This window comes from Psychrobacter sp. T6-6 (assembly GCF_052258185.1).
Lineage (GTDB): Bacteria > Pseudomonadota > Gammaproteobacteria > Pseudomonadales > Moraxellaceae > Psychrobacter.
On sequence record NZ_JBQQEX010000003.1, the window covers coordinates 1 to 26,580 of the forward strand.

The window sequence follows — 26,580 nt, forward strand, 5'->3', positions numbered from 1 at the left end:
ACTAATCATTAAGTCTCAGTAATGAGCTTATGAGCTAGTCATAAAAAAGCCACCCTATTTAGGGTGGCTTTTTTTGTGGGTTGCGTTGTGTGTGATGTCGTAGTTGAATGAAGTAATAGCTTAGCTGAGATATAGAATCGTTAGTTTAGCCGATGAGACCAGTCACTTATTTACTATACAATGTATTGTAATCTATCTCATAGATTGTTATATTAGCGCTGCACTTAAAACGAGTATCTACTTTTAGCGAAAGTTAAAACACTGTTAGTACGATAACTCTGTTAGTTAAGTGACAAATCAGGTAAAACTAATAATTTTACCGCTAAAGGCTTGCATTCTATGCTAAATATTGTATAATGCTGTCCTTTACACCCATAGGCGATTGGCTCAATTGGTAGAGCATCGGTCTCCAAAACCGAGGGTTGTAGGTTCGAGTCCTACATCGCCTGCCATCTTCTTATCTCATCTTTGTTGTACCCCACCATCTCCGAAGCGAGTTCTTTATGAGCAATGATCAAGATAACCTCGAGACTAAGTTATCTGATGCCAAGGCGGTTGCTGGTGGAATGCTGTCTAAAGATAAGCACGTCTCAGCGAGCGGTACTACTGCTGTTGAAGTGGCTAAGACTGGTTCAATAAAAGATTTGATTTTGTGGCTACTTGCTGCAGCTGTTTTGATCGGTGCGACTCTCGTTAATCAATACTTACCAGGCTATTGGCAACCAGCTAATGATGTTTGGGTACGTATTGGTATTATTGTTGCACTTATTGTATTTGCATTAGTATGCTTGGCATTGACGCATCAAGGTCGCGCTTTTAAAATATTATTAAAAGATGCGGCTGTTGAGCTTCGCCGAGTGACATGGCCAGGTAAAGACGAAACCTTTCAATACACATGGCAAGTGATTGTCGTGATCGGGATTGTTGGGTTTTTTATTTGGTTATTAGATAATTTCTTTAATTGGTTCGTTGGTATCTTTATCGGTTAATGGCGCGTATTGGTGACCATTAGCGAGACATTTACTTACAACAACTTATTTATAACGATCAGGAGCGTGATATGCGTTGGTATATTGTCCAAGCGTTTTCAGGATATGAAAAACAAGTACAACGTTCATTAACTGATCGTATTAACCGTAGTGACTTTACAGAGTCATTCGGTGATGTATTGGTTCCTACTGAAGAAGTCGTCGAAATGAAAGACGGCAAAAAACGTAAAAGTGAGCGTAAGTTCTTTCCAGGATATGTATTGATCCAGATGGAAATGAACGATAATACGTGGCACATCGTAAAAGACTGTCCTCGTATTATGGGCTTCATCGGTGGTACGCCTGAGATGCCTGCACCGATTACGCAAGTAGAAGCTGACCGCATTTTAAACCGTTTGAACCAGACTGAAACTGACCCACGTCCTAAGACGCTATTTGAGCCGGGCGAAGAGTTATTGGTTATCGACGGTCCATTCACTGATTTCAAAGGAATGGTCGAAAAGGTCGATTACGAAAAGTCTAAGCTACATCTAACGGTAAACGTATTTAATCGACCTACACAGGTTGAGCTTGAGTTTAGTAAAGTTGAAAAACTAGACTAATTCAGCAAAAATTTCATCAACCGGGGAGCCTCCCGTCACATCAGATAATGATTTGGCTTGGCGTTATTACCCATTTAGGAGAGTATCATGGCTAAGAAGATTGATGGTTACATCAAACTGCAAGTGCCTGCAGGCAAAGCTAATCCTTCACCACCTATTGGTCCAGCTTTGGGTCAAAAAGGCGTGAACATCATGGCGTTCTGTAAAGAATTTAACGCTGCGACCTCAGGCCAAGAGCCAGGTCTACCGATCCCAACTGAGATCACGGTATACAGCGATAAGTCTTTTACCTTCATCATGAAGTCACCACCTGCTGCATACTTACTACGTAAGGCTGCTGGTATTGCTAAAGGTTCAGGTACACCGAACACAGCTAAAGTTGGTAAAGTTGACCGTGCCCAACTAGAAGAAATCGTTAAGACCAAAAATGCAGATTTAACTGCTGCTGATCTTGATGCTGCTGTCCGTACCATCGCTGGTACTGCACGTTCAATGGGTATTACCGTGGAGGGTGTGTAAATGAGCAAGCTAACCAAACGTCAAAAAGAAATTCAAAGCCGTATTGATAACGAAAAGCAATACACGCTTGAAGAAGCGGTTCAAATCCTAAATGATTTGCCAGCGCTAAAATTCAAAGAATCTATTGATATCGCAGTAAACTTGGGCGTTGACCCACGTAAATCTGATCAAGTGGTTCGTGGCGCAACTAATCTACCTGCTGGTACTGGTAAAACCAAACGCGTTGCTGTATTCGCTCAAGGTGCTGCTGCTGAAGCCGCTAAAGAAGCTGGTGCAGACATCGTTGGTTTTGAAGACCTAGCAGAAGAAATCAAAGCCGGTAACATGGACTTTGATGTTGTTATCGCCGCTCCTGATGCAATGCGTGTTGTTGGACAATTGGGTACGATCCTAGGTCCACGTGGCCTAATGCCTAACCCAAAAGTTGGTACGGTAACGCCAAATGTTGCTGAAGCTGTGACTAACGCAAAAGCGGGACAAGCGCAGTATCGTGTTGATAAAGCTGGTATCATCCACACCACTATCGGTCAAGTAGGTTTCACTGCTGAGCAAGTTATCCAAAATGCTCAAGCACTAATCTCAGATCTTAAGCGTGCTAAGCCTGCTACGTCTAAAGGTACTTTCATCAAGAAAATTACTTTGTCTAGCACTATGGGTCCAGGTCTAACGATCGATCCAGTACCTTATCGCACTGCAAAATAATTAGAGTCTCTATCTTCTAATATTTGCACGTCGAATATTTTGAATGATGAGCATAAAGAATTTTTAAAGAATTAGGTCAGCGTAGCATTTGCTACGCTGTCTAAGACCGTAGGTAGAGAGTGGTTTAACGTCATGAGTAATGATCTTCGGATAGTTGCTTATGACTATGAGTCACTTTTGTTAATCGATGACAGATGAAAATCTTAGTTGTCCTACGCAGACGGTGGCCCACACAGTTTAAGACACGAGGCAATAGGGCGGTATGATTGTTTATACGATCTCCAAACTATTACTTAACGTCATTCTGATAACGGTGCCGTAATCAGTCGTTACCAGTTGATACTTTTTTTATTAATCGAATCATCTGGTAATGTGTCGTATCAAGTCAGTCGTAGCTTTTAGTCCAAAGGCAGATAAACTTCGGTTTTTAGCATTTTTACTATTAGTAGATTGATAAGATTAAAGGAGTCAACTTATGGCATTAACGCTAGAACAAAAACAACAAGTTGTGGCTGAAGTGTCTGAAGTTGCTGCTAATGCTTACTCAGCAGTAGCTGCCGAGTATCATGGAATTGGTGTTGCACAGCTTACTAAGCTGCGCGAACAAGCCCGTGATAAAGGCGTTGTTTTGAAAGTGGTGAAAAATACACTAGCAAAACGCGCTTTTGAAGGCACTAAGTTTGAGAGCATGTCAGACCGTATGACTGGTCCACTACTTTTGGCTTTCTCTATGGAAGATTTGGGATCTGCCGCTCGAGTCGTTTTCGACTTTAGCAAAGATAACAAAGCTTTAGAGACCAAATTAGTATCAGTCGGTGGTGAAGTTTATGGTCCAGAAGAGCTAGAGCGCGTATCGAAGCTACCAACTCGCGACGAAGCAATCTCTATCTTGATGGCTACTATGAATGCACCAGTGACCAAGCTTGTCCAGACTATGAACGCTGTTCCTGGCAAGTTCGTTCGCACTGTAGCGGCAATCAAAGACGCAAAAGAAGCTGCTTAATTGCTTGTTTTAACGTAACTTTAACATCGCTAACCTTGATTGCACTTTATTGCCACACCTATTTGAAATCGTGGCAAGCGGTCAAAGCGATATTAGAATCAATTAATTTTTATCAGATAACGGAGAGTTCTCATGGCACTATCTAAAGATGACGTGTTAAATGCAATCGCTGAAATGTCAGTAATGGATATCGTTGAGCTAATCAGCGACATGGAAGAAAAATTCGGCGTAACAGCTGCTGTTGCCGCTGCTGCACCTGCTGCTGCTGGTCCTGCTGCTGCTGCTGAAGAAAAAGACGAGTTTGACGTAGTTCTTGCTAGCTTTGGTGAGAAGAAAGTAGCTGTAATTAAAGCTGTACGTGAAGCGACTGGCCTTGGCTTGAAAGAAGCAAAAGATTTGGTTGAAAGCGCTCCAGCTCCAATCAAAGAAGCTGCATCTAAAGCTGAAGCTGAAGAGTTGAAGAAGAAGCTTGAAGAAGCTGGTGCAACTGTTGAACTAAAATAAGTTTAACACTGTACTAAAAAAAGCTGGTAATGCCTTGCATTGCCAGCTTTTTTTTATTATAATTCGTAGCTTGACCTTTTGTGTCTGCCAACATACGTATGCAACATCACGGTGGATACCCATCAAAAGGACAGACGATATACATGCAAGCACACATACCAGTTTTTGAAATCAGTTAATATGAGCTAAACGTCCGTAGATGTTTGGCATTTTTTTGTGTCTGCATGCTTTCCTATCAACACTATAGTTTATACTGATTCTAAAAGTTATAGTTACCCCGATTCTTAATTCTGAAAAAAGCTGTTGATCTTAAGGTGCCTACTTGGTGTGGCATTATTGTCGGCATTTAGATTCATAGACCGCTTATACGTGTAGGGTCATGGTTTGGTAGTAAGTAGCTTATTTAGAAGTAGTTTAGATGGCAAGTAGTTTATATGCAATCTCAGCTGACTCTATTTCTAGCAAAGTATTTGTAAGTTTAGCCTGATAGGCAAGATATTATATGATGTTGAATTTCTTGGTCGCAACAGTCATATAGACTGATTCACCTACCATGAATATAGCAATCAACAATGATATTAAGTGAAATGTGCTAGGTAAGCACTGATGAGTAAAGTAGTAATTGACAGAAAAGACATGAACTGAACACGAAGACCCGTTTTATATTATCGTTTACGTCGCTAAGTGTGCATCTTATTTATGCATGCTAGCCGCGCTTTTAATTTGTTTCCACGTTTACTGTAAGGACTCTCGATGGCATATTCTTATACTGAAAAAAAGCGTATTCGCAAAAGTTTTGCTGAATTGCCCACTGTAATGGACGTTCCCTATTTACTGTCTATTCAAGTAGATTCTTACGAGCAATTTTTGCAAGAGCACAAAAAGCCAAAAGCTCGTGAGAATACTGGTTTGCAAGCTGCGTATTCCTCTATTTTCCCAATTGAGAGTCACTCTGGTAACGCTGAGTTGCAATTTGTTGAGTACTATTTAGGCACGCCTGAATTTGATGAGCGTGAGTGTATCTTACGTGGTTCAACGTTTGCTGCGCCAATGCGTGTCAAAATCCGTTTGATCATCAAAGACAAAGACAGCAAAGACAAAGATAGCAAAGCCGCTATCAAAGATATCCGTGAGCAAAGCGTCTATATGGGCGAGATGCCTTTGATGACTGCGAACGGTACCTTTATTATCAATGGTACTGAGCGTGTTATCGTCTCTCAGCTACATCGTTCACCTGGCGTCTTCTTTGATCATGATAAAGGTAAGTCGCATTCAAGTGGTAAAGTGCTTTATAACGCACGTATCATCCCTTACCGTGGTTCATGGTTAGATTTTGAATTTGATGCAAAGGACTTAGTATTTGCTCGTATTGACCGTCGCCGTAAGCTGCTTGCATCGATCATTCTGCGTGCACTTGGTCTGACCACTTCTGAAATCTTAGATTTATTCTTTGATAAAGTTGCTGTTTATAAAGCCGAAGAGACGTTCGAAATTGATCTAGTTGCTGATCGCTTGCGTGGCGAAATGGCGCAGTTTGATATCGTATCACCTGAAGGTGACGTTATCGTAGAGCAGGGCAAACGTATCAATGCACGCCGCATTCGTCAGCTTGAAGAAGCAGGTATGACGAAAATCGCTGTGCCTGATGAGTATCTATATGAGCGTATCTTAGCCGAAGATATCGTTGTTAATGACGAAATTATCGCTAAAGCAAACACGCCAATTGACCATGAGTTATTGGTTAAATTGAACTCATTTGAAGCCAGTGGTGCCATCAAAGAGTTCAGTATCCTATTCACGAACGATATCGATCAAGGTAGTTATATCGCTGATACGCTACGTGCGGATAGCACGTCGAGCCGTGAAGAAGCGTTGATCGAAATCTATAAAGTCATGCGCCCAGGTGAGCCACCAACAGTTGAAACTGCCGAAAAGTTATTTGAAAGCATGTTCTTCAACGCTGATCGTTATGACTTGTCAAACGTTGGCCGTATGAAGTTCAACCGTCGTCTCGGTTTAGAGTTTGATAACACTGATGATCCTGATGTACAGCGTGAACGCAGTGTATTGACCAACGACGATATCGTTAACGTTCTAAAAGAGCTTATCGAGATTCGTAATGGTCGCGGCGATGTCGATGATATCGATCACTTAGGTAACCGTCGTATTCGTTCAGTTGGCGAAATGGCAGAAAACCAGTTCCGTGTTGGTCTAGTACGTGTTGAGCGTGCGGTAAAAGAGCGTTTAAGCTCAGCGGAATCTGATAACTTGTCACCACAAGATTTGATCAACTCTAAGCCAGTTGCGGCTGCAGTGAAAGAATTCTTTGGTTCAAGCCAGTTGTCACAGTTTATGGATCAGAACAACCCGTTGTCTGAAGTTACTCATAAGCGCCGTGTATCAGCATTAGGACCTGGTGGTCTTACTCGTGAACGTGCAGGCTTTGAAGTACGTGACGTACATGATACCCATTATGGCCGTGTATGTCCTATTGAGACTCCTGAAGGTCCAAACATTGGTCTGATCAACTCACTAGCGACCTTTGCTAAAACCAACAGCTTTGGTTTCCTAGAGACACCTTATCGCCGTGTGGTTGATGGTAAAGTGACTGACGTTATTGAGTATCTATCAGCTATTGAAGAAGTCGGTACGGTCATTGCACAGGCTGATTCACCAATAACTCCAGAAGGCGCGTTATCTGACGAGATGGTCAGTGTACGTAGCTATGGTGAATTTGTTCGTATGCCTCCAGAAAAAGTGACGCATATGGATGTGTCGCCAAGTCAGGTCGTATCGGTTGCAGCAGGTTTGATTCCGTTCCTAGAGCATGATGATGCTAACCGTGCCTTGATGGGCTCGAACATGCAGCGTCAGGCAGTTCCTACGCTACGTGCTGATAAGCCGCTAGTGGGTACCGGTATGGAGCGTCATGTTGCTCGTGACTCTGGTGTTTGTGTTATTGCTAAGCGTGGCGGTGTGATTGAAGATGTTGATGCCTCACGTATCGTGGTTCGTGTGAACGAAGACGAGATGACTGCTGGTGAAGCGGGTATCGATATCTATAACTTGATCAAATACACGCGCTCTAACCAGAACACCTGTATCAACCAACGTATTATCGTTAACCAAGGTGATGAGATTGCTTTGGGTGATATCTTGGCTGATGGTCCTTCAACGGATCTTGGTGAGCTTGCACTTGGTCAGAACATTCGCATCGCATTTATGCCGTGGAATGGTTACAACTTCGAAGATTCAATCTTGCTATCTGAAAAAGTCGTGAAAGAAGATCGCTTCACTACTATTCATATCCAAGAATTGACTTGTGTGGCTCGTGATACCAAGCTAGGTACAGAAGAGATCACTGCTGATATTCCAAACGTTGGTGAAGCAGCGTTATCAAGCCTTGATGAAGCAGGTATCGTTTATATCGGTGCTGAAGTTGACGCTGGTGATATTCTAGTTGGTAAAGTGACGCCAAAAGGTGAAACACAACTAACGCCAGAAGAGAAACTACTACGGGCTATCTTTGGCGAAAAAGCGGCTGACGTGAAAGACACTTCACTACGCGTACCAACTTCAAGTAAAGGTACGGTTATTGATGTACAGGTCTTCACTCGTGATGGCGTTGAAAAAGATGCACGCGCAAGAGCGATTGAAAAATCGCAGCTTGATAGCTATCGCAAAGATTTGAAAGAAGAGCTACGTATCTTTGAAGAAGCAGCACGTGGCCGTATTGGTAATCTCTTAGATGGCCAAAAAGTCAGCGGCGGGGCTGGTCTAAAAGCGGGTACGGTAATGGCTTTGGCTGACATGAAAGACATGAGCCTTGAGACATTGCTTGATATCCAACCAGTAGAAGAAGAAATCTCTGAGCGTTTGACCCAGATTTCTGATTACTTGGTTGATAAGCAAAAAGATATCGATGTGAAATTTGCTGAGAAAAAACGCAAATTGACTGCTGGTGATGACCTGCAACATGGCGTACAAAAAATCGTTAAAGTATATCTAGCGGTTAAGCGTCGTATTCAGCCTGGTGATAAGATGGCTGGTCGTCATGGTAACAAAGGTGTTGTATCGCGCATCATGCCAGTTGAAGACATGCCTTATGATGAAAATGGTAATACCGTTGACATCGTATTGAACCCGCTTGGTGTACCATCTCGTATGAACATCGGTCAGGTTCTAGAGACGCATTTGGGTATGGCAGCGAAAGGGTTGGGCGAGAAGATTGACGGTATGCTCAAATCTCAAGCAGCAATCAAAGAGCTACGCGACTTCTTGGATAAAATTTATAACCAAGTTGGCGGTGAGCAAGTTGATCTTGATAGCTTGAATGATGACGACATCATGGCGCTAGCAGCTAACTTACGTGGCGGTGTCCCAATGGGTACAGCGGTATTTGATGGCGCAAGAGAAAGCCAAGTCAAAGATCTGCTTGAGCTTGCTGGTATGGATCGCGATGGTCAGCAGACACTGTATGATGGTCGTACTGGTCAGAAGTTTGACCGTAAAGTAACCGTTGGTTACATGTACATGCTTAAATTGAACCATTTGGTTGATGACAAAATGCATGCGCGTTCAACGGGTTCTTATTCTCTAGTGACGCAGCAGCCACTCGGCGGTAAAGCTCAGTTTGGTGGTCAGCGCTTTGGTGAGATGGAAGTATGGGCACTAGAAGCTTATGGCGCGACGTACACGTTGCAAGAAATGTTAACGGTGAAGTCGGATGATGTTGAAGGCCGTACGCGTATGTACAAAAACATCGTTGATGGTGAGCAGTATATGGATCCAGGCATGCCTGAGTCGTTCAACGTACTGACCAAAGAAATCAAATCACTGGGTATCAATATTGAGTTAAAACAAAGCAACTAACCCATTGTTTAACTTAGTTGTCCACTAAAGGCAGTCTGCTTTGTTGCTGCTGCTTTTAGTGATTTGTCTCAACCCTATTCATTGCCTTCATTCATCTCATCCGCGTCTATAGTACGCTGTCAGATGATTATAAAGATAACGGAGAAGCAACTTGAAAGATTTACTCGATATCATGCAAAGCCCTACCGGCAACGGTAACCAAGAGTTTGATAGCATTCAAATTACTTTAGCCTCACCTGACGTCATCAAGTCATGGTCGCACGGCGAAGTGAAAAAGCCTGAAACCATTAACTATCGCACGTTCAAGCCTGAGCGTGATGGTCTTTTTTGTGCCAAAATCTTTGGCCCAGTAAAAGATTTCGAATGTTTATGTGGTAAATATAAGCGCCGTAAGTTCCAAGGCGTTATCTGTGAGAAATGTGGTGTTGAAGTTACCACTGCTAAAGTTCGTCGTGATCGCATGGGTCATATCGACCTAGCCAGTCCTGTGGCGCATATCTGGTTCCTGAAATCATTACCAAGCCGCATCGGTCTATTGCTAGACATGACGCTACGTGATATCGAGCGTGTTCTATATTTTGAAAGCTACATCGTAACTGAGCCTGGTCTAACTAGCTTAGAAAAGTACCAGTTGCTTGATGATGAAGATTATTACAAAGCGCTTGAAGAGTTTGGTGACGAATTCACAGCCAAGATGGGTGCTGAAGCCGTTCAAGACCTATTAAAAGACATCGATATCGATCTTGAAATTGATGAGCTACGTGAAGCGATTCCACAAACTGGTTCTGAGACTAAGCTTAAGAAGATGTCTAAGCGTCTCAAATTATTAGAAGCATTCCGTGATTCTAATAATAAGCCTGAGTGGATGGTAATGAATATCTTGCCAGTACTACCACCAGATTTGCGTCCTCTAGTACCGCTAGAAGGTGGCCGCTTTGCGACATCAGATCTAAACGATCTATATCGCCGCGTGATCAACCGTAACAACCGTCTTAAGCGTCTACTTGAGCTAAGCGCACCTGATATCATCGTACGTAACGAAAAGCGTATGTTGCAAGAGTCAGTAGATGCGTTGCTTGATAACGGTCGCCGCGGTCGTGCCATCACTGGTAGTAACAAGCGTCCATTGAAATCTTTGGCAGATATGATCAAAGGTAAGCAAGGTCGTTTCCGTCAGAACTTACTTGGTAAGCGTGTCGATTACTCTGGTCGTTCGGTTATCGTTGTAGGTCCAACACTACGTCTACATCAGTGTGGTCTACCGAAGAAAATGGCACTAGAACTATTCAAGCCATTTACTTATAACAAGCTATTGTCTCATGGTCTAGCGACTACGATTAAAGCTGCTAAAAAGATGGTAGAGCGTGAAGAGCCACAAGTGTGGGATATGCTGGCCATGGTTATCCGTGAGCATCCAGTACTCTTGAACCGTGCACCAACACTTCACCGTTTGGGCTTGCAAGCATTTGAGCCAGTATTGATCGAAGGTAAAGCAATCCAGTTGCATCCGCTTGTTTGTACTGCATTCAACGCCGATTTCGATGGTGACCAAATGGCCGTTCACGTGCCATTGACGCTAGAAGCACAGCTTGAATCACGTGCCTTGATGATGTCTACCAACAACATCTTGTCACCTGCGAATGGTGATCCGATCATCGTACCATCTCAGGATGTTGTACTGGGTCTATATTACATCAGTCGCTCGTCTATCAATGCCAAAGGCGAGAGCATGATTTTTGCTACCGTTAATGAAGCATTGCGTGCAATTGGTTCAAACGATCTACATGTAAACGCTAAGATCAAAGTGCGTGTTACTGAGACGCAAATTGACGAAGACGGCAACGAAACCAAAGAGATCAGTATCAAAGATACGGTTGCTGGTCGTCTACTTATCTGGAACATCATGCCTAAAGGTATGACGTTTGATGAGTGTAACCAAGAGATGACGAAGAAAAACATCTCTCGTTTGATTAACTCTTGCTACCGTAAAGTTGGCGTTAAAGAAAGTGTTATGTTTGCTGACCAACTGATGTATCTTGGTTTTGCTCAAGCAACGCTATCTGGTGTGTCTATCGGTATCGATGACATGGTCATTCCACCACTGAAAAAGAATATTATCGAAGTGGCAGAAGGCGAAGTTCGCGAGATCGAAGATCAGTTCGAGCAAGGTTTCGTAACTGCTGGTGAGCGTTATAACAAAGTCGTTGACATTTGGTCACGTACTAATGACAAAGTCGCTAAGGCGATGATGGACAACTTGGCAACAGATAAAGTTATCAACGCACAAGGTGAAGAGGACGAGCAGAAGTCATTCAACTCTATCTTCATCATGTCGGATTCTGGTGCTCGTGGTAGTGCGGCACAGATTCGTCAGTTGGCAGGTATGCGTGGTCTGATGGCGAAACCAGATGGCTCAATCATTGAGACACCGATTAAAGCTAACTTCCGTGAAGGTTTGACCGTACTACAGTACTTCATCTCAACTCACGGTGCACGTAAAGGTCTAGCGGATACCGCACTGAAAACAGCTAACTCGGGTTACCTAACTCGTCGTCTGGTTGATGTGGCGCAAGATTTGGTTATCACCAGCGATGATTGTGGTACCGAAGAAGGCCTACTCATGAAACCACATATCCAAGGTGGTGAAATCATTGAGAAGCTAGGTGAGCTAGTACTGGGCCGTGTTACTGCACGCGATGTTGCGTACAATGATGATGCTGATAAGATCTTGATTCCAGCGGGTACATTGATTGATGAGTACTGGGTTAACGTTCTAGATAACAACGCAATCGATGATATCTGGGTGCGCTCAGTTATTACTTGTAATATCGAACATGGCGTGTGTTCACAGTGTTATGGTCGTGACCTTGCACGTGGTCATAAAGTGAACATTGGCGAGTCAGTTGGTGTTATGGCTGCTCAGTCTATCGGTGAGCCGGGTACTCAGTTAACCATGCGTACGTTCCACGTGGGCGGGGCCGCGAGCTCAGCTTCTGTAGATAACAGCATCTCTGTACGTAATGCTGGTCAAGCGCACTTTGAGAACATGAAAACAGTACAGCATACTGATGGTCACTTAGTCATCGTATCGCGTTCAGCTGAAATCGCATTGACCGATGAGCTTGGCCGTGAGCGTGAGCGCTATAAAGTACCATATGGTTCAAGCGTCCTTGTAAAAGACGAAGAGCAGGTTGAAGGCGGTCAAACTATCGCTAAATGGGATCCGCATACGCATCCAATTATCACAGAATTTGCTGGTACAGCACGCTTCAGTGACATCACTGATGGTATGACTGCAACAGTAAAAGTTGATGATGCGACTGGTATGAGCTCGTTTGAGATTCTAGCGACTCGTGACCGTTCAAGCTCAGCAAAAGACTTACGTCCTGCGATTATCTTGAACACTGATGAAGGCAAAGAAGTGGTTTACTTCTTACCAGCTGAAACGATCATCCGCGTAAGCGACGGTGAAAAAGTAGCAGCCGGTTCGATTCTAGGCCGTGTACCACAAGCGTCTTCTGGTACAAAAGATATTACTGGTGGTCTACCACGTGTTGCTGACTTGTTCGAAGCACGTCGTCCAAAAGATCACGCCATCATGGCAGAAATGACTGGTGTGGTTAGCTTCGGTAAAGAGACCAAGGGTAAAAACCGCTTTATTATTACTAATGAAGATGGTGAAGTACATGAAGAGCTAATCCCGAAATGGCGTCAAATCAACGTCTTTGAAAACGAGACAGTAGCACGTGGTGAGGTTATCGCTGATGGTCCACAAAACCCGCATGATATCTTACGTCTGAAAGGACAAACTGCGCTTGCTGACTATATCGTCAATGAAGTACAGGACGTTTATCGCTTGCAGGGCGTAAAAATCAACGACAAGCACATCGAAGTTATCATTCGTCAGATGCTGCGTAAAGTTGAAATCACTGACGGCGGCGATTCAAGTCACTTCAAAGGTGATCAGGTCGAGTATGCAGATATCAAAGCATTGAATGCGAAGCTAGAAGCGGAAGATAAATTCCCAGTACAGTTTGAGCGTCAATTGTTAGGTATCACCAAAGCAAGTCTTGCAACTGAAAGCTTTATCTCAGCAGCGTCATTCCAGGAGACAACCCGTGTACTAACTGCGGCTGCTGTGACTGGTAAAGTGGATGAGCTACGTGGTCTGAAAGAAAACGTGGTTGTTGGTCGCTTGATTCCTGCAGGTACGGGGCTCGCTTACCACAAGGCACGTAAAGAAGCAGCAGATCAGAAGCTACAAGATAAAGATCTTAATGCCGCTTTCGATATGACTGCAAGCACTGATAGCAAAGACTTCGCTAGCTTTGATGAAGCATTTGCTCAAGAGTTGAATCAAGACAACTAATCGTATTAAGTATCTTGATTCATTCTTAATTTGATAAAAAGCCAGCCTAAGTTGCTGGCTTTTTTGTGCGTGTAAAAAACTGAGAAAGGCATGGTGCTATCATCTAAAAAAATAGTACACTGGGAAATAGGCTCTAATTCACTATTTATAAAAGGACAATTAGCAAATGGCAGGTAAAACACGCGTCGCTAAATACCAAGCAGATCGAACCAATCAAAAGCTATATTTTTGTCGTTTATCTTGCCAAGCAGCAGGCGGTTCCAATGACAAGCAGTTATACCAGGCACATTGTGAAACCGCTATTTTCCATTTGCATGGCGCACTATTAGCATTTATTCAAGAACTGGGTCATTTCTATAGTTTAAACATGACTGCACCAACGTTGCTCGATATTGAGCAAGCACTGAGCGAGCGTACGCAAGTATCTCCTGAGATTCAGCGCTTACAGCAATTGCAGCAGCAAGGTTTTGTGGCAAATATAGAGCGTGCTTATCAACGCTGTCTCTATGCGGTACCACCAGATACTGTTGTAGACAATACACCAAACGACAACTCAGTATCACCAGATCTTATTGTTAATGTTGTTACTCTATCGAATCAGTGGCTACCTGATGAGGCCACGATACGCGAATGGCGTCAACAGCTTTTAGAGTTGATTGAGCAGTTGCGTGCAGGGATGGTTGAGTTCTAATAAAACTGCTTGGAAGTATAAATGAGATAATAACTAATAGCATAAAAAAAGACCTGTTCAGTGATTACTGGACAGGTCTTTTTGCTCTAAATACGTGCTATAAATTTATAGAAACTACTCTGGCATTGGTGGCATACGCTGAACGGGTGTTGCTGACAAAGCATTTTGTGATGATCCGTCAGTACTCCGACTGTTGCCCGATGCCTGTGTCTGTGAAATGCTTGAGTTTTCGATAGGTTCAGGGGCAGTTGGTTTGCGCTGCTGGGTTTGAGTTTTAACCGGTTTTGCAGGTTGATTGGTATCGGACAACTCATCATCGTCAGCAGCATTAGAGACAATGCCATCATCAGTCATTTCTATAATTTGCTGTTGTTGCTTTTTAGATTTTGAGCGATTATTGATAGATACCCACTGATTTGGTGTGTCTTCGAGCTGTGCTTTCATGAAGTCTATCCAAACGGGCAGGGCGGCCACGCCACCGTACTCACGGCGACCCATAGATGTCGGTTGATCAAAGCCCATCCATACTACTGTTGCATTGGTAGGATGAAACCCTGCAAACCAGGCGTCTTTAGCTTCATTGGTGGTACCAGTTTTGCCGCCAATATCATCACGTCCCAAAGCTTTTGCTCGTACTGCAGTACCGCGCTGCACGACATCACGTAGGATATCTGCCATCTCAAATGCGACTCTAGGTTTTAGTATTCGCGGTGCTTGTTTGGCCATGATGTACTGTACAGCAGGCGCTTTTAAGCGATCTGACTGTGGACCTGCGTTGTAGATCGTATCATCAGCAACAGTAGTAGCTTCTTCTTCAGTCTCTCCATCACTCTCTAAGTCTTCAGTAGTCGACTCATCGGTGGTGCTAGTCTCATCTTCGAGTGATTGATTGTATTCCTCTAATAGCGTTTTATTGACCTCTTCGAGTTGCTCGTTGAAACACAATGCACAGGCTTGGAGAGGGTTGGCTTGGAATAGTAGCTCGTTCTTATAGTTATAGATTTGCTCAATAAAGTAGGGCTGTACACGATGACCACCGTTGGCAAAGGTCGAATAGGCCGTTGCCATTTGTAAAGGAGTTGCTTGTCCTGCGCCGAGTGCTAGCGATAAAGTCGTTGGTAGTTTTTCTTTGTCTAAGCCAAACTCATCTAGTAAGTTACGGGCATCGGAGATACCAATGGCCTGTAGTAAGCGGATAGAAACCAAGTTGCGAGACAGGTACAAACCACGGCGCAAGGTGATATCGCCCAAGAAACGTTCGTCCGAGTTTTTAGGTTTCCAGTCCCCTACTTGTATAGGACGATCTGAGACAATACTATCTGGACGATAGCCTTTTTCTAAAGCAGCGGTGTAGACAAGCGGTTTAATGGTTGAACCAGGTTGACGCCAGCTTTGTAAGGCTCGGTTAAATTTACTGTGGTTAAAGTCAAAGCCGCCTACCAAGGCATTGACAGCACCAGTTTCTGGATTCAAAGAAACCAAGCTACCTTGTACTTCAGGTATTTGACCCAGTTGCCAACTGCCATTGTTAGTAGGTATTACGCGAACGATATCATTTTTGCTGACCACTTGGCTGGCATTATCAGGGTAGTAACCGATACGGTTGGCAGAGATATATTTACGTGCCCAGCGCATACCAGACCAGTTGACTGTTACGTTTTCACCTGACTTCAAGGTCGCTTCAAAACTACGAGCGTTGACTTTGGTAACTTTAGCAGGGGACATATTGCTATAGCGCTGGAAATTTTCGAGAGGCTCGTCATTTGCTTCGGCACCGCGCCAACCATGACGGTGCTCATAGGCCACTAAGCCTGTTAGTATGGCAGCTTCTGCATCTGTTTGTGCTTTGCTATCGACCGTGAGACGTACGCGCCAACCGCCATGCATGACTTGCTCACCGTAGCGTTCAACTAAGGTAGCACGCGTCATTTCTGCTAAATAAGGCATATTTACATCAAGCTTTTCTTGATATAGTTTGATGCCCACAGGTGAGTTTACGGCTTCATCATGTTGAGCCTTGGTAATGTAGCCAAGCTCATGCATACGGCCAATAATCCAGTTGCGGCGAGTCAAAGCCCGCGTAGGATTGGCAACAGGATTGTATTTAGAAGGGGCTTTTGGTAGACCGGCAAGCATTGCCATCTCAGCAATACTTAAACTGTCTAATGATTTACTATAATACTTTTTGGCAGCAGCGCGAATGCCGTAAGCGCCTTCGCCCAAATAAATCTTATTGACATATAGAGTTAAAATATCATTTTTACTCAGCTCGTCTTCGATTTTACGTGCTAAAAATAATTCCGTCAGTTTACGATTTAAGGTACGCTCTGGACTCAAAAAGTAATTTTTGGCGACCTGCATGGTGATAGTAGATCCACCAGTTTGACTATCGTCATCAGTCACAACTTCAGTAACTGCGCGCCCAAGCCCTTTGATACTAATACCACTATGCTGAAAAAAAGAAGCATCTTCTGCTGCTAAAAAAGCATGAGTCAAATCTTTTGGTATTTCATCAAAAGTGACTGGCAATGATAAACGGTTACCATATTGACCAATCAATTTGTCATCGCTACTATAAATCTGCAATGGCATTTCTAGGTTGGCAGTTTTGATTTCTTGAGTGCTAGGCAGAGTCGGCGATAAATACATCGCCATGCCATAAAAACCAATGGGCACAGCAAGTGCTAAGATGACTGCCAATGCTAGGCAAGCGACAAAAAGCCCCACCAAAAAGTGAATGAGACGAGCGGTAGCATTTTTTTTGGCCATAATAAGACTTATTAATTAGAGTTTGTAGCGGATAACTCATTATACCTTGAACAAAATCAGCAGGTCATAATAAATGTGTAAGTAGGCCTTAATATATTTTTAAACGCTTGAATCTATCAATTAAGTAAAGTATTGTATTCAATTATTACAAATAACTATCAGATTGTACACTTAATATAAGGTATAGAGTTTGTGAGGCTATTTACTTCTAAAAGTCGACATTTGATTGGTGTGGATATTTGTGCCACTTCAGTGAAGTTGGTTGACATACAGCGCCAACAAGGCATGTTCCATCTCAAATCTTATGGTATCGAGAGAATACCGGAAGGTATAGTCGTTGACAAACTCTTAGTAGACACAGAAGCGGTTGGCAACATTATAGCCAGTCTAGCGAGACGGTGCCAGGTAGCGGGCAGTAATGCGGCAACAGCTGTGTCAGGATCTGCTGTCATTACCAAAATCATTGACATGGATATGGTACTAAACGATGTTGAGCGCGAAGCACAGATACGTTTGGATGCTGACCAGTATGTGCCTTATCCACTAGAAGACGTCAATCTCGACTTTGAGGTGCTAGGCCCGTCTTTAGTTGATGACAATATGGTGCAAGTGTTGCTCGCAGCCTCTCGCTCAGAAAACGTCGACCAACGTGTTGATGCCCTCACATTTGGTGGTATGCAAGCCAAGGTCATGGATATTGAGTCGCATGCTATTGAACGCGCTTTTGGGTTGATGGTAGACAATCTGCCAAACATGCCAGAGTTGGTTGCATTGGTAGATATTGGTCATAATCAAACTACCTTGTATATCGCAAAAAATGGCGAGTTTATTTATAGTCGTGAGCAGTTATTTGGCGGGGTGCAACTGACAGAAGCCATCCAGAATCGCTACGGATTATCGTTTGAAGAAGCAACGCTGAGCAAGCGTGAACGTACTTTACCTGATGATTACTATCCTGAAATCTTGACCCCCTTTATAGAAAGTACCATTCAACAAATCACTCGTTCTTTGCAGTTTTATTTCTCTTCTAGTCAGTACAGCAGTATTGACCATGTAGTACTTGCAGGCGGTAGTAGCTCTATCGCAGGTCTCGCTGGATTGGCACAACAAAAACTCGGGGTGAGTGTTAGTGTGGCCAATCCATTTACCAATATGACCATTGCGCCTAATATTGATAATGAACAATTGACCATTGATGCACCAAGCCTAATGGCTGCATGCGGTCTTGCGTTAAGGAGCTTTGACTAATGGCTCGTATTAACCTTTTACCTTGGCGACAAGAAGAGCGTGACCGTCGCAACAAAGAGTTTATGACTCTGGTAGTCGCAGTGACTCTACTCACTTTACTGGCTGCATTTGCTTCATGGAGCTATTTCAATAATGAGCTCGATGAGCAGCTTGATGCCAATGCATTAATTGAACAAGAAAACGCACGCTTAGATACGGCACTCACTGAAATTGACAGTTTAGAGCAGCGCCGTGAAGATATTATCTCGCGTATGCAGGTTATTCAGGACTTGCAGGGTCGCCGTCCGGTTCCTGTACGCTTATGGGATGACTTGGCTCGTGCCATTCCACCAGCACTATATTTGAACAACCTAAAACGCGAAGGCGATGTTTTGACTTTGACAGGCCTTGCAGATAACCCAAACATTGTGTCGAGCTTGATTCGTAACTTAGATAGTAGTAAGTGGATGGGTAACTCGGCAGTGAGTAATATTCAGCAGAATATCAGTGCTTATGAAGCAGCCCCAGTACTTAATAACACTGTCGCTACTGGCGAACAACCACGTCCTGTATACCCTGAAGACAGTTATGTGCAGTTTGTGGTAACGACTAAAGTACAATCTGAGACACCTGTTCCTGCTGAAGATGGTGTGGGAGGGGAGTTATGAAGCTTGTCCGCAAGAAAAGCCTAGTCAAAACTAAGAAAACGGCGTTAAAACCGAAAAAGCAGTTTGACTTAAATGAATTCCGCCGCAGCTTTGAATCGTTGGATTCTGAGAACTATGGCAGCTGGCCATTACCAGTAAAGGTAACGGTAATTGGTCTTATTATTACCTTTATCGCGGCACTGTCATGGGCGCTACCAATTAGCAGCAAAATAGATGAGATCAAGGCAGCTGAGAGTCAGCAACAGACCTTGCTTGACAGCTACCGTGAAAAAGAGTCACGTGCGCGTCACTTAGAAGCTTATCAAGCGCAAGTTGTGCAAATGGAAACTGAATTTAATACCTTGTTAGATCAGTTGCCAAAAGATACCCGTGTGTCAGAATTGGTAGAAGGTATCAATATGACAGGTGTCGGTAGTAATATTCGTTTCCAAGATATATCAGTAGAGCCTGAGATTGAAAACGAATTCTTTATTGAGCAGCCGATCCGTATCGCGGCTTTGGGTGAGTATCATCAATTTGGTAGCTTTATCAGTGGCCTTGCTGCATTACCTCGAATCATTACTATGCATGATTTTGAAGTGAGTAACCCGCAGCCGAGTTTGGATGTTTTACCAGAACTGAATTTGGTACTGCAAACGAAGACTTATCGTTCCAAAGAAGCTGCTCCTGAAGATGAAGCAGCAGTCGCTACTGATACAAACGCAGGAGGCAACTAATGAGTATACAAAAATTACCCATGTTGTTGGCTTTGAGTGTCTCAGCTGTATTTATGGCTGGCTGTGCTGACCGTATCGGAATGGCAGAGCAAGCGATGACTGATATTCGTAACCAGCCAGCACAGCCTATCGAACCACCGCCTCAAGCTGAACTGGTAGAAGATTTTGTCTATAGTGCCAGCGCGCAGCGTAGTCCTTTTCTACCGCCAAGCTTGGTCAATGTACAAGGTCCTACGACGTCTATTGATGGCGTCCGCCCAGACATTACAAGGGTCAAAGAACCACTTGAGCAATATGAGTTATCGCAACTGATCTTTCGAGGAGTCGTGGTTTCACCCGAAGGTCAGCGATACGCATTGGTACAACGCCCTGATGGTTCAGTTGCTAGTGTAAAGGTAGGTGATTATCTTGGATTGAATGACGGCCGTATTGTTGAAATCACGCCGACCCAGATTAACTTGATTGAAATTGTGCCAGACAGCCGCGCAGGGTTTGTTGAAAAACCCCAGTCGCTGGTATCCCCCATAAGCTAAGTCGGCAGATTTTTTGAGGAATAAATAATGACAGTACGCAATAACAAGGTAATGACGATGAGTAACCGCGTTTCTTCTGCTTTTGCCATTTCAGCATTGGCAGTGAGCATGGTAGCAGTAAGCAGTAGCGCTCATGCGGCTCAGCGTATCAATAATGTCTCTGTGGTACAAACGGCACCAGCAGTGACACAAATGCGTTTGGGGTTTGCAGGACTACCTGTATTGCCGGCAGCCTACCAACTTGATGATCCTAGCCGCTTAGTACTAGATTTTGAACAAGTGCAAAACGGTCTTACTAGTCGCTTTAACGAATACAATATTGGTATGGTCAACGATGTCACCACGTTGAGTAGCGATAGCACAACGCGCCTTATCGTTGGTCTCAAACAGTCAGGAAATTACACCACAGCGATTGAGGGTAATGATCTACTATTGACGATTACTGATCCTAACCGCCCAGTGGTAACTGATGACCCTATACAAGATGTCCTTAATAACAACAATGGTATAACCACCACGGCAGTCGTGACACCAATTGTCGAGACGAGTGCTACTCCTGTGGCGGCTGTCCAAACAACCAGTACCACAGTAGTAAAAAACGAAGTGCCAGCCGACACGATGGTGGTAAGAGTTAATCCACTACTAAATCCGCAGCTCGCTTCCTCACAAGTAAGTAGACAGTACAGTTATGACGGTCTAAGCGCGGTCAATTTTTCGGCAGGTAGTGACGGTGGTGGCAACGTCAGTATGGTACTGGCCAATGAAGCCATCCCAGTGGACGTACAGCGTCAGGGTAACAAGCTTGTGGTACGCCTAACGGGCAGTACGGTTCCTAGAAACCTGTTGCGTCGATTAAATATTAATAGTGGTCTGGTTAGTAGTATTGATACAAAAAACCAAGGTCAAAATGGTGTTGTCACTATCAACATGACTGAGGACTACGAATATCAAGCTTACCAGTCAGGCAATCAATTAAATATCAGTATCAATAGGCCTGAGCTGCTACGTGAGCCGACGCTTGAAGAAAGAGTATATAGCGGCGAGCCGTTGTCTATGGAGTTTCAAGACGTTGAAATTCGTAGTGTTCTAGATATCTTAGCGCAGTTTACTGAGATGAATGTTGTGGCTAGCGATTCAGTCGCTGGTAATATTACGTTGCGTCTGATTAATGTACCTTGGGATCAAGCGCTTGATATTATCTTAAAAAGTAAAAATTTAGGTAAGCGCGAAAACGGTAATGTCATTTTGGTCGCGCCTTCTACAGAGCTTGCAGAGCAAGAAGCTCGTGAGCTAGAAGCACAACAAGCGGTTCAATCTTATGCACCGCTCCGTACTGAATATATTCGTCTGAGCTATGCAAAAGCACAAGATGTCTTAACACTTATTTCTCAAGGCAGCGGCGCATCGAATAACAACAGTAGTCTGTCAAATCGAGTAGATGACAACAATACGTTATTATCCAGTCGTGGCACGGTAACGATTGATGAGCGTACCAACACACTCATCATTAAAGACGTGGCGGATAGCATTGAGAATATCCACAAATTAATCAGTAAAATCGATATTCCTGTTCGACAAGTCATGATTGAAGCGCGTATCGTGAGCGCCACTGATACTTTCAGTAAAGAGATTGGCGTAAGCTGGGGTATCTTGTCTAGTGGCGCAGCTACTAACCGTAACTTATTGGTTGGTGGTAGTAATCAGACGTTAGCAGATCTTAAAGATTTTGATATAGAAACCACGACAATTAACGGACAAACGGTTTCTTACCCTTCTTATGATATCACTAGTCCTGACAACCTCAATGTGGATTTGGGTATTGATAATGCGGCTGGCAGCATTGCCTTTGGCTTACTAAATATTTCTGATTACATGCTCGACCTTGAACTGTCCGCCTTGCAAGCAGACAATCGCGGTGAGGTCATTTCTACGCCGAAAGTGTTGACCGCTGATAAGCAAACCGCGAAAGTCTCTTCTGGTACACAGATTCCTTATCAGGAAGCCTCAGCTAGCGGTGCAACTACGACCAGCTTCAGAGAAGCAGCATTGAGCTTGGAGGCCACACCGAACATCACACCTGATGGTAAGATTGGCTTGCAGTTGCTTATCACCAACGGCACGCCAGTGTTCACTAATGGCATCGTTGCTATCAATGAAGACTCTATATCAACCAACGTCACTATCGAAGATGGTCAAACGGTTGTACTGGGCGGAATATTTAGAAACCGTACCAACAATAATGTAGACAAAGTGCCTTTCTTAGGTGATTTACCATACATCGGTCGCGCATTCCGTAGAGATGTCCGTAATAACAACAAGGAAGAGCTACTCATCTTTATCACACCAAAACTGATCAATGATGGTACTAGTCGTCTGAACTAACCGTCTATCTATTGCGCCTTAGTTAAAAAGCAAGCCATCGTGCTTGCTTTTTTTGTGCGCGAATCAAATATCTCTAAGATTGCGATATACCTACATTGGCTAATGGGCAGGACGCTCTAAATATTACTGACAATAATCATGGCGCATTACTAGCCAGAATATCAATGACGTTGTATCATAGCTAATTTAGCTGAGTGAGTATTATGGTGCAGGAATTGCCGTCGGTGTTTTTAGTGGGACCGATGGGAGCAGGGAAGACAACGATTGGCAAATTGCTTGCCAAGCAACTGGGTCGAACTTTTGTAGATAGCGATTGGTATATTGAATCGCAAACAGGTGCCGATATTGCTTGGATATTTGCCAAAGAAGGCGAAGCAGGTTTCCGTGAGCGTGAAACACGTGCCATTGATGAATTGACTCAAACGCCCCAAATCGTATTAGCGACAGGCGGTGGTGCGGTCATGTGTGCCGAAAACCGAGCGTTTTTAAAACAACGTGGCATTGTGGTTTATCTAAATGCACCCGTTGATGTACAAATGGCACGCACTGCTAAAGACAAATCGCGACCACTCCTACAACAGCCTAATCCCAGAAAAATCTTGCAAGAGCTATATAGCATTCGTGACCCATTATATCGTCAGGTTTCGCATATTATTATGCCCACTGGTCACACCTACCCACGCCATATGGTCAATCAGTTATTGCAGCAGCTAACCACGTTTTTTGACTGTACTGATGCATCGCTGACAGATAATGAGAAATAGGTCGATATTATAGATGTTAATTTTTAATAATTTTAACTGTTAACAATAGTATCGACCTGTCAATTCAGTTACTTTTACCCTAATAAAAATGCTTAAGGAGTGTCTCATGACAGCATCACTATTTCATGATCGCCTAACTGTTCACGCTCAGAGCCATGACTATCCAATTGTTATTACTGAAGATGCTGAGGCAGAAAACAGTAGTATGGCAAAACAGATTGCCCCTTATATCAGTGGTCGCCAAGTATTAATTGTCACCAATGATACGGTCGCCCCCCTGTACCTAAAAGCATTGGAAGACGAGCTGGCAGAGCAATTCACAGTAAAGGTTTGTGTGTTGCCAGATGGTGAGCAATACAAGAACCAGCAAAGCATTGATAAGATCTATGATGCACTAATGACAGAGCACTTCAATCGTGACGTCACACTTATTGCGCTTGGCGGCGGCGTGATTGGTGATATGACAGGTTTTGCTGCAGCCAGTTTTATGCGAGGAGTGAACTTTATCCAAATTCCAACAACACTATTATCACAAGTTGATTCTAGTGTCGGGGGTAAGACGGGTATCAATCATGCACAAGGCAAAAACATGATTGGCGCGTTCTGGCAGCCGCAGATGGTGCTTGCAGACATGAGTACGCTCAAAACCTTACCTGCGCGTGAGCTATCGGCAGGCGTTGCTGAAATCATCAAATATGCGCTTATTATGGACGATGCATTTTTGGTATGGCTTGAAGAGAATTTGCCAGCGATGATGGCACTAGATTTGGCTGTGCTTGGTGAAGCCGTGAAGCGCTGCTGCCAATACAAAGCAGATGTCGTAGCGCAAGATGAAAGAGAATCCGGTGTACGTGCATTGCTTAACTTTGGACATACCTTTGGTCATGTGATAGAGACTCATCAAGGTTATGGCAATTGGTTACACGGTGAGGCAGTAGCCGCTGGCATGATGCAAGCTGCTGAATTATCCCAAAAAATCGGTTGGTTGACCCATGATGATGTTGCACGCATTAGACGCGTTCTAATTCTAGGTAATTTGCCAATTACGCCGCCTGCAATTGATGCACAAACGGCTCTGAATTTAATGGGTCACGACAAAAAAGTCAAACACGGACAAATCAGGCTGATTTTGTTAAAATCAATAGGCAGTGCGGTGTTAACTAATGATTTCGATTCGGCACTGTTATCTGAAGTGTTATCACAACATAGCGCATAGTTTATCAAAATCTTAGCGATCAGTTGTTTATATCAAGCGTTGGTAAACACTTTTGATGAGCGTTTTTGATAAGTACTGAGGTTATTAAGGTTACTGACGGCACCTCTGCTAGAATGAGTATTTCTACACTCCTCTTAAATGTGTTTTTACCAAGGATATCTCCATGGCAGCATCAAAATCGACGACGCGTACCGCTAGGCAGTCACACAGTCGTCAAGCATTGATTTGGCTAGTAGTGACGCTGCTGTTGGGCGTTGTTACCGCCCTAGTGTGGATGCTCAGTCAGACACCAGCAATGGGTGCCAAAATCGAAAACGAGCCGGTATCAGTGCCGCAAATGCTAGCAGAAGAGTTTGAACAGCCATTGCAGATCGAGTCGCTACATGAGCTTGATACGGATGTGCAGCCAATCAGTTTTGATGCAACTGTCCGTGATTTACGTAACTATCCTGATGAGTTCAAGGATAAGCGTTACTTACTCGCTAATAAAGGCAAGTGGACCGTGCAGGTGATGAACGTTGCTGAGAATGATGTGATTGTCAGCTATCTTGAAGGCCGTGCGGATCGTGATAAGTTTGCTTATTTTCGCTACCTTGATGAAGAAAAACAAATCCGTTATATGTTGACTTATGGACTGATGAGTAGTCCACAAGAAGCGGCAGGCGCATCTAAATTGGTAGATTTTAAGCTACCTGCTAATGTGCGAGTGCTGCCAGAAGAGATCAATCGATATGTCAGTATTATCGATAACTACGAACGCCCTGATCCAGTAAAAGACTTGAGTACCAAGCGTACGCGGGCTGTGAATCTTAAGCCGACTAAACGTGAAGTACCAGCACGTCAGCAGGCTCAAGCAGTCAATAATACTAGTAACAATCAAGCTACCGATAGCGGGTCTAGTCAAAGCAGTCAGAGTACCGCTAGTAGTAGCCGCAGTACAGAAGAAAGCATCCGCCAGTCAGTCGATACCTCAGCCACGCTATCCGTTACTGAAGAGCGTACCGTTGGAGGAGAGCCACAGTCTACTCCTGAAGCACCAGCAAAAACTGAAAATGATGCCAATAAACCAAAACAGGACAACAAAAAGCCAGTAACGCCAGCACCTGAAAACAATACGACTAGTAAAAAACCACCAGTCGTACCTGCACCAAAACCACCAAGCACAGCTAATACTGGCACCAGTAACAGCTCAAACGCTACCAATAAACCTGCTAGCACAAACGCACCTAAAAATAACAGTGATAGCATAAAGACACTGATAGAAGATAAAAGCAACTGATCTTTATTTGTCGTTGCTTATAGAACCCACTAGCCAAATAGCTAGTGGGTTTTTTTGTGCTATTTTCTAGGTTGCTAATAGTAGGTCTGAATAATTTAAAAGAGATATCAACGGAGATAAACTGATATATATCAACGCAGCGAAGCCTTATATGGTCTTATTACATTAAATTTTTAATAGCGTTGTTGTCTATCCTATAACCAATAGTAATAAGTCTTCTTACAAATTATGGCTGATGAATCGACAGAAAAGACTAGATTTTTTGTGAATCATTAACTAATATAACTGTGGGCGACGTTCTGTATAGTTATCGTAAAAACTGTTTATTAAACAATCATTTAGTTATAAATCCAAGGTTTTTTTGGTTTTGTAACTATAATTTGTTGTCTCAAGCGCGGCTACTTGCCATCTACAATAAAGTTATCGTAAGTGACGCAACCTCTCTTATTATCACTCTTTTTAGGGTGAATAAAGCGCTTGAATACAGAGCGTCAGATATTCAAAACGAACCAAATGCACGGTTATTAAATGGTCAGATGTCCAGCCTTCATTGCTAGACATGACAACATAACAAACGATGCTTAAACGAATGACATAAGATATTAATGAGTAAGTAACTGGCATTTAGGAGTATAAGTTACCCCGTTGCCAAGGGCTGCTACTTACTGTCTATTAATATATGAAGCATATGTCACGACATTATCTAATGACCAGGAGGGTCAGGGGTTTACTTGCTGCTAGAGCATGATGTCTATTGAGCCTCGCGCCATTTACT

General features: G+C 43.5%; 18 protein-coding genes and 1 tRNA gene. 18 read left to right on the top strand and 1 reads right to left on the bottom strand.

All coding sequences use genetic code 11. The features are described 5' to 3' along the window. Nucleotides 1-376: 376 nt before the first annotated feature. From ACTXGL_RS05930 to ACTXGL_RS05975, 10 genes are all read left to right on the top strand, one after another. A tRNA-Trp gene (locus tag ACTXGL_RS05930) sits at nt 377-452 on the top strand. Nucleotides 453-503: 51 nt separating this feature from the next. Further along, nucleotides 504-989 (top strand): preprotein translocase subunit SecE, encoded by a 486-nt coding sequence (gene secE, locus ACTXGL_RS05935; RefSeq protein ID WP_443525565.1) that lies wholly within the window; start codon nt 504-506, stop codon nt 987-989. Between the two features lie 71 nt (nt 990-1,060). Further along, nucleotides 1,061-1,591: a transcription termination/antitermination protein NusG gene (nusG, locus tag ACTXGL_RS05940; protein WP_319050994.1), complete on the top strand. Its 531-nt coding sequence runs from the start codon at nt 1,061-1,063 to the stop codon at nt 1,589-1,591. Nucleotides 1,592-1,678: 87 nt separating this feature from the next. Further along, nucleotides 1,679-2,110: a 50S ribosomal protein L11 gene (gene rplK, locus ACTXGL_RS05945; RefSeq protein ID WP_058025423.1), complete on the top strand. Its 432-nt coding sequence runs from the start codon at nt 1,679-1,681 to the stop codon at nt 2,108-2,110. Next, the gene (rplA, locus tag ACTXGL_RS05950) at nt 2,111-2,812 is read left to right on the top strand and encodes a 50S ribosomal protein L1 (protein ID WP_319050993.1); all 702 of its coding nucleotides are present in this window, start codon (nt 2,111-2,113) and stop codon (nt 2,810-2,812) included. Between the two features lie 475 nt (nt 2,813-3,287). Continuing rightward, the gene (rplJ, locus tag ACTXGL_RS05955; protein ID WP_057761724.1) at nt 3,288-3,815 is read left to right on the top strand and encodes a 50S ribosomal protein L10; all 528 of its coding nucleotides are present in this window, start codon (nt 3,288-3,290) and stop codon (nt 3,813-3,815) included. 132 nt (nt 3,816-3,947) lie between these two features. Continuing rightward, nucleotides 3,948-4,319, top strand: a complete 372-nt coding sequence (gene rplL / locus ACTXGL_RS05960) for a 50S ribosomal protein L7/L12 (RefSeq protein ID WP_319050992.1) — start codon at nt 3,948-3,950, stop codon at nt 4,317-4,319. Nucleotides 4,320-5,072: 753 nt separating this feature from the next. Further along, nucleotides 5,073-9,191: a DNA-directed RNA polymerase subunit beta gene (rpoB, locus tag ACTXGL_RS05965; protein ID WP_443525566.1), complete on the top strand. Its 4,119-nt coding sequence runs from the start codon at nt 5,073-5,075 to the stop codon at nt 9,189-9,191. A gap of 151 nt (nt 9,192-9,342) precedes the next feature. Next, on the top strand, nt 9,343-13,560 hold the full coding sequence (gene rpoC / locus ACTXGL_RS05970) for a DNA-directed RNA polymerase subunit beta' (protein WP_443525568.1): 4,218 nt from the start codon (nt 9,343-9,345) through the stop codon (nt 13,558-13,560). Nucleotides 13,561-13,726: 166 nt separating this feature from the next. Then, nucleotides 13,727-14,251: a DUF6586 family protein gene (locus ACTXGL_RS05975; RefSeq protein WP_319050989.1), complete on the top strand. Its 525-nt coding sequence runs from the start codon at nt 13,727-13,729 to the stop codon at nt 14,249-14,251. Nucleotides 14,252-14,365: 114 nt separating this feature from the next. On the opposite strand, the gene ACTXGL_RS05980 is transcribed toward ACTXGL_RS05975, so the two are convergent. Next, a complete protein-coding gene (locus tag ACTXGL_RS05980) occupies nt 14,366-17,020 on the bottom strand; it encodes a penicillin-binding protein 1A (RefSeq protein WP_443525570.1) in 2,655 nt (884 codons plus the stop codon). Nucleotides 17,021-17,212: 192 nt separating this feature from the next. Between ACTXGL_RS05980 and pilM the strand changes: the two genes are divergently transcribed. From pilM to ACTXGL_RS06020, 8 genes are all read left to right on the top strand, one after another. Next, nucleotides 17,213-18,268: a type IV pilus assembly protein PilM gene (gene pilM, locus ACTXGL_RS05985; RefSeq protein ID WP_319050987.1), complete on the top strand. Its 1,056-nt coding sequence runs from the start codon at nt 17,213-17,215 to the stop codon at nt 18,266-18,268. Beyond that, nucleotides 18,268-18,915, top strand: coding sequence for a PilN domain-containing protein (locus tag ACTXGL_RS05990; protein WP_443525571.1), 648 nt, complete (start codon nt 18,268-18,270; stop codon nt 18,913-18,915). Before pilM ends, ACTXGL_RS05990 begins: the two co-directional genes overlap by 1 nt. Next, complete coding sequence (locus ACTXGL_RS05995; RefSeq protein WP_319050985.1) at nt 18,912-19,631, top strand: type IV pilus inner membrane component PilO; 720 nt, start codon at nt 18,912-18,914, stop codon at nt 19,629-19,631. Before ACTXGL_RS05990 ends, ACTXGL_RS05995 begins: the two co-directional genes overlap by 4 nt. Then, nucleotides 19,631-20,164: a pilus assembly protein PilP gene (locus tag ACTXGL_RS06000; RefSeq protein ID WP_443525573.1), complete on the top strand. Its 534-nt coding sequence runs from the start codon at nt 19,631-19,633 to the stop codon at nt 20,162-20,164. Before ACTXGL_RS05995 ends, ACTXGL_RS06000 begins: the two co-directional genes overlap by 1 nt. A 27-nt stretch (nt 20,165-20,191) precedes the next feature. Continuing rightward, the gene (gene pilQ, locus ACTXGL_RS06005) at nt 20,192-22,546 is read left to right on the top strand and encodes a type IV pilus secretin PilQ (protein ID WP_443525574.1); all 2,355 of its coding nucleotides are present in this window, start codon (nt 20,192-20,194) and stop codon (nt 22,544-22,546) included. A 203-nt stretch (nt 22,547-22,749) separates the two neighbouring features. Next, nucleotides 22,750-23,310, top strand: a complete 561-nt coding sequence (gene aroK, locus ACTXGL_RS06010; RefSeq protein WP_443525576.1) for a shikimate kinase AroK — start codon at nt 22,750-22,752, stop codon at nt 23,308-23,310. Nucleotides 23,311-23,416: 106 nt separating this feature from the next. Further along, entirely contained in the window at nt 23,417-24,526 is a 1,110-nt protein-coding gene (aroB, locus tag ACTXGL_RS06015; RefSeq protein WP_443525577.1) for a 3-dehydroquinate synthase, read from the top strand. A 163-nt stretch (nt 24,527-24,689) separates the two neighbouring features. After that, nucleotides 24,690-25,805, top strand: coding sequence for a hypothetical protein (locus tag ACTXGL_RS06020; protein ID WP_443525579.1), 1,116 nt, complete (start codon nt 24,690-24,692; stop codon nt 25,803-25,805). The last annotated feature ends 775 nt before the right edge of the window (nt 25,806-26,580 follow it).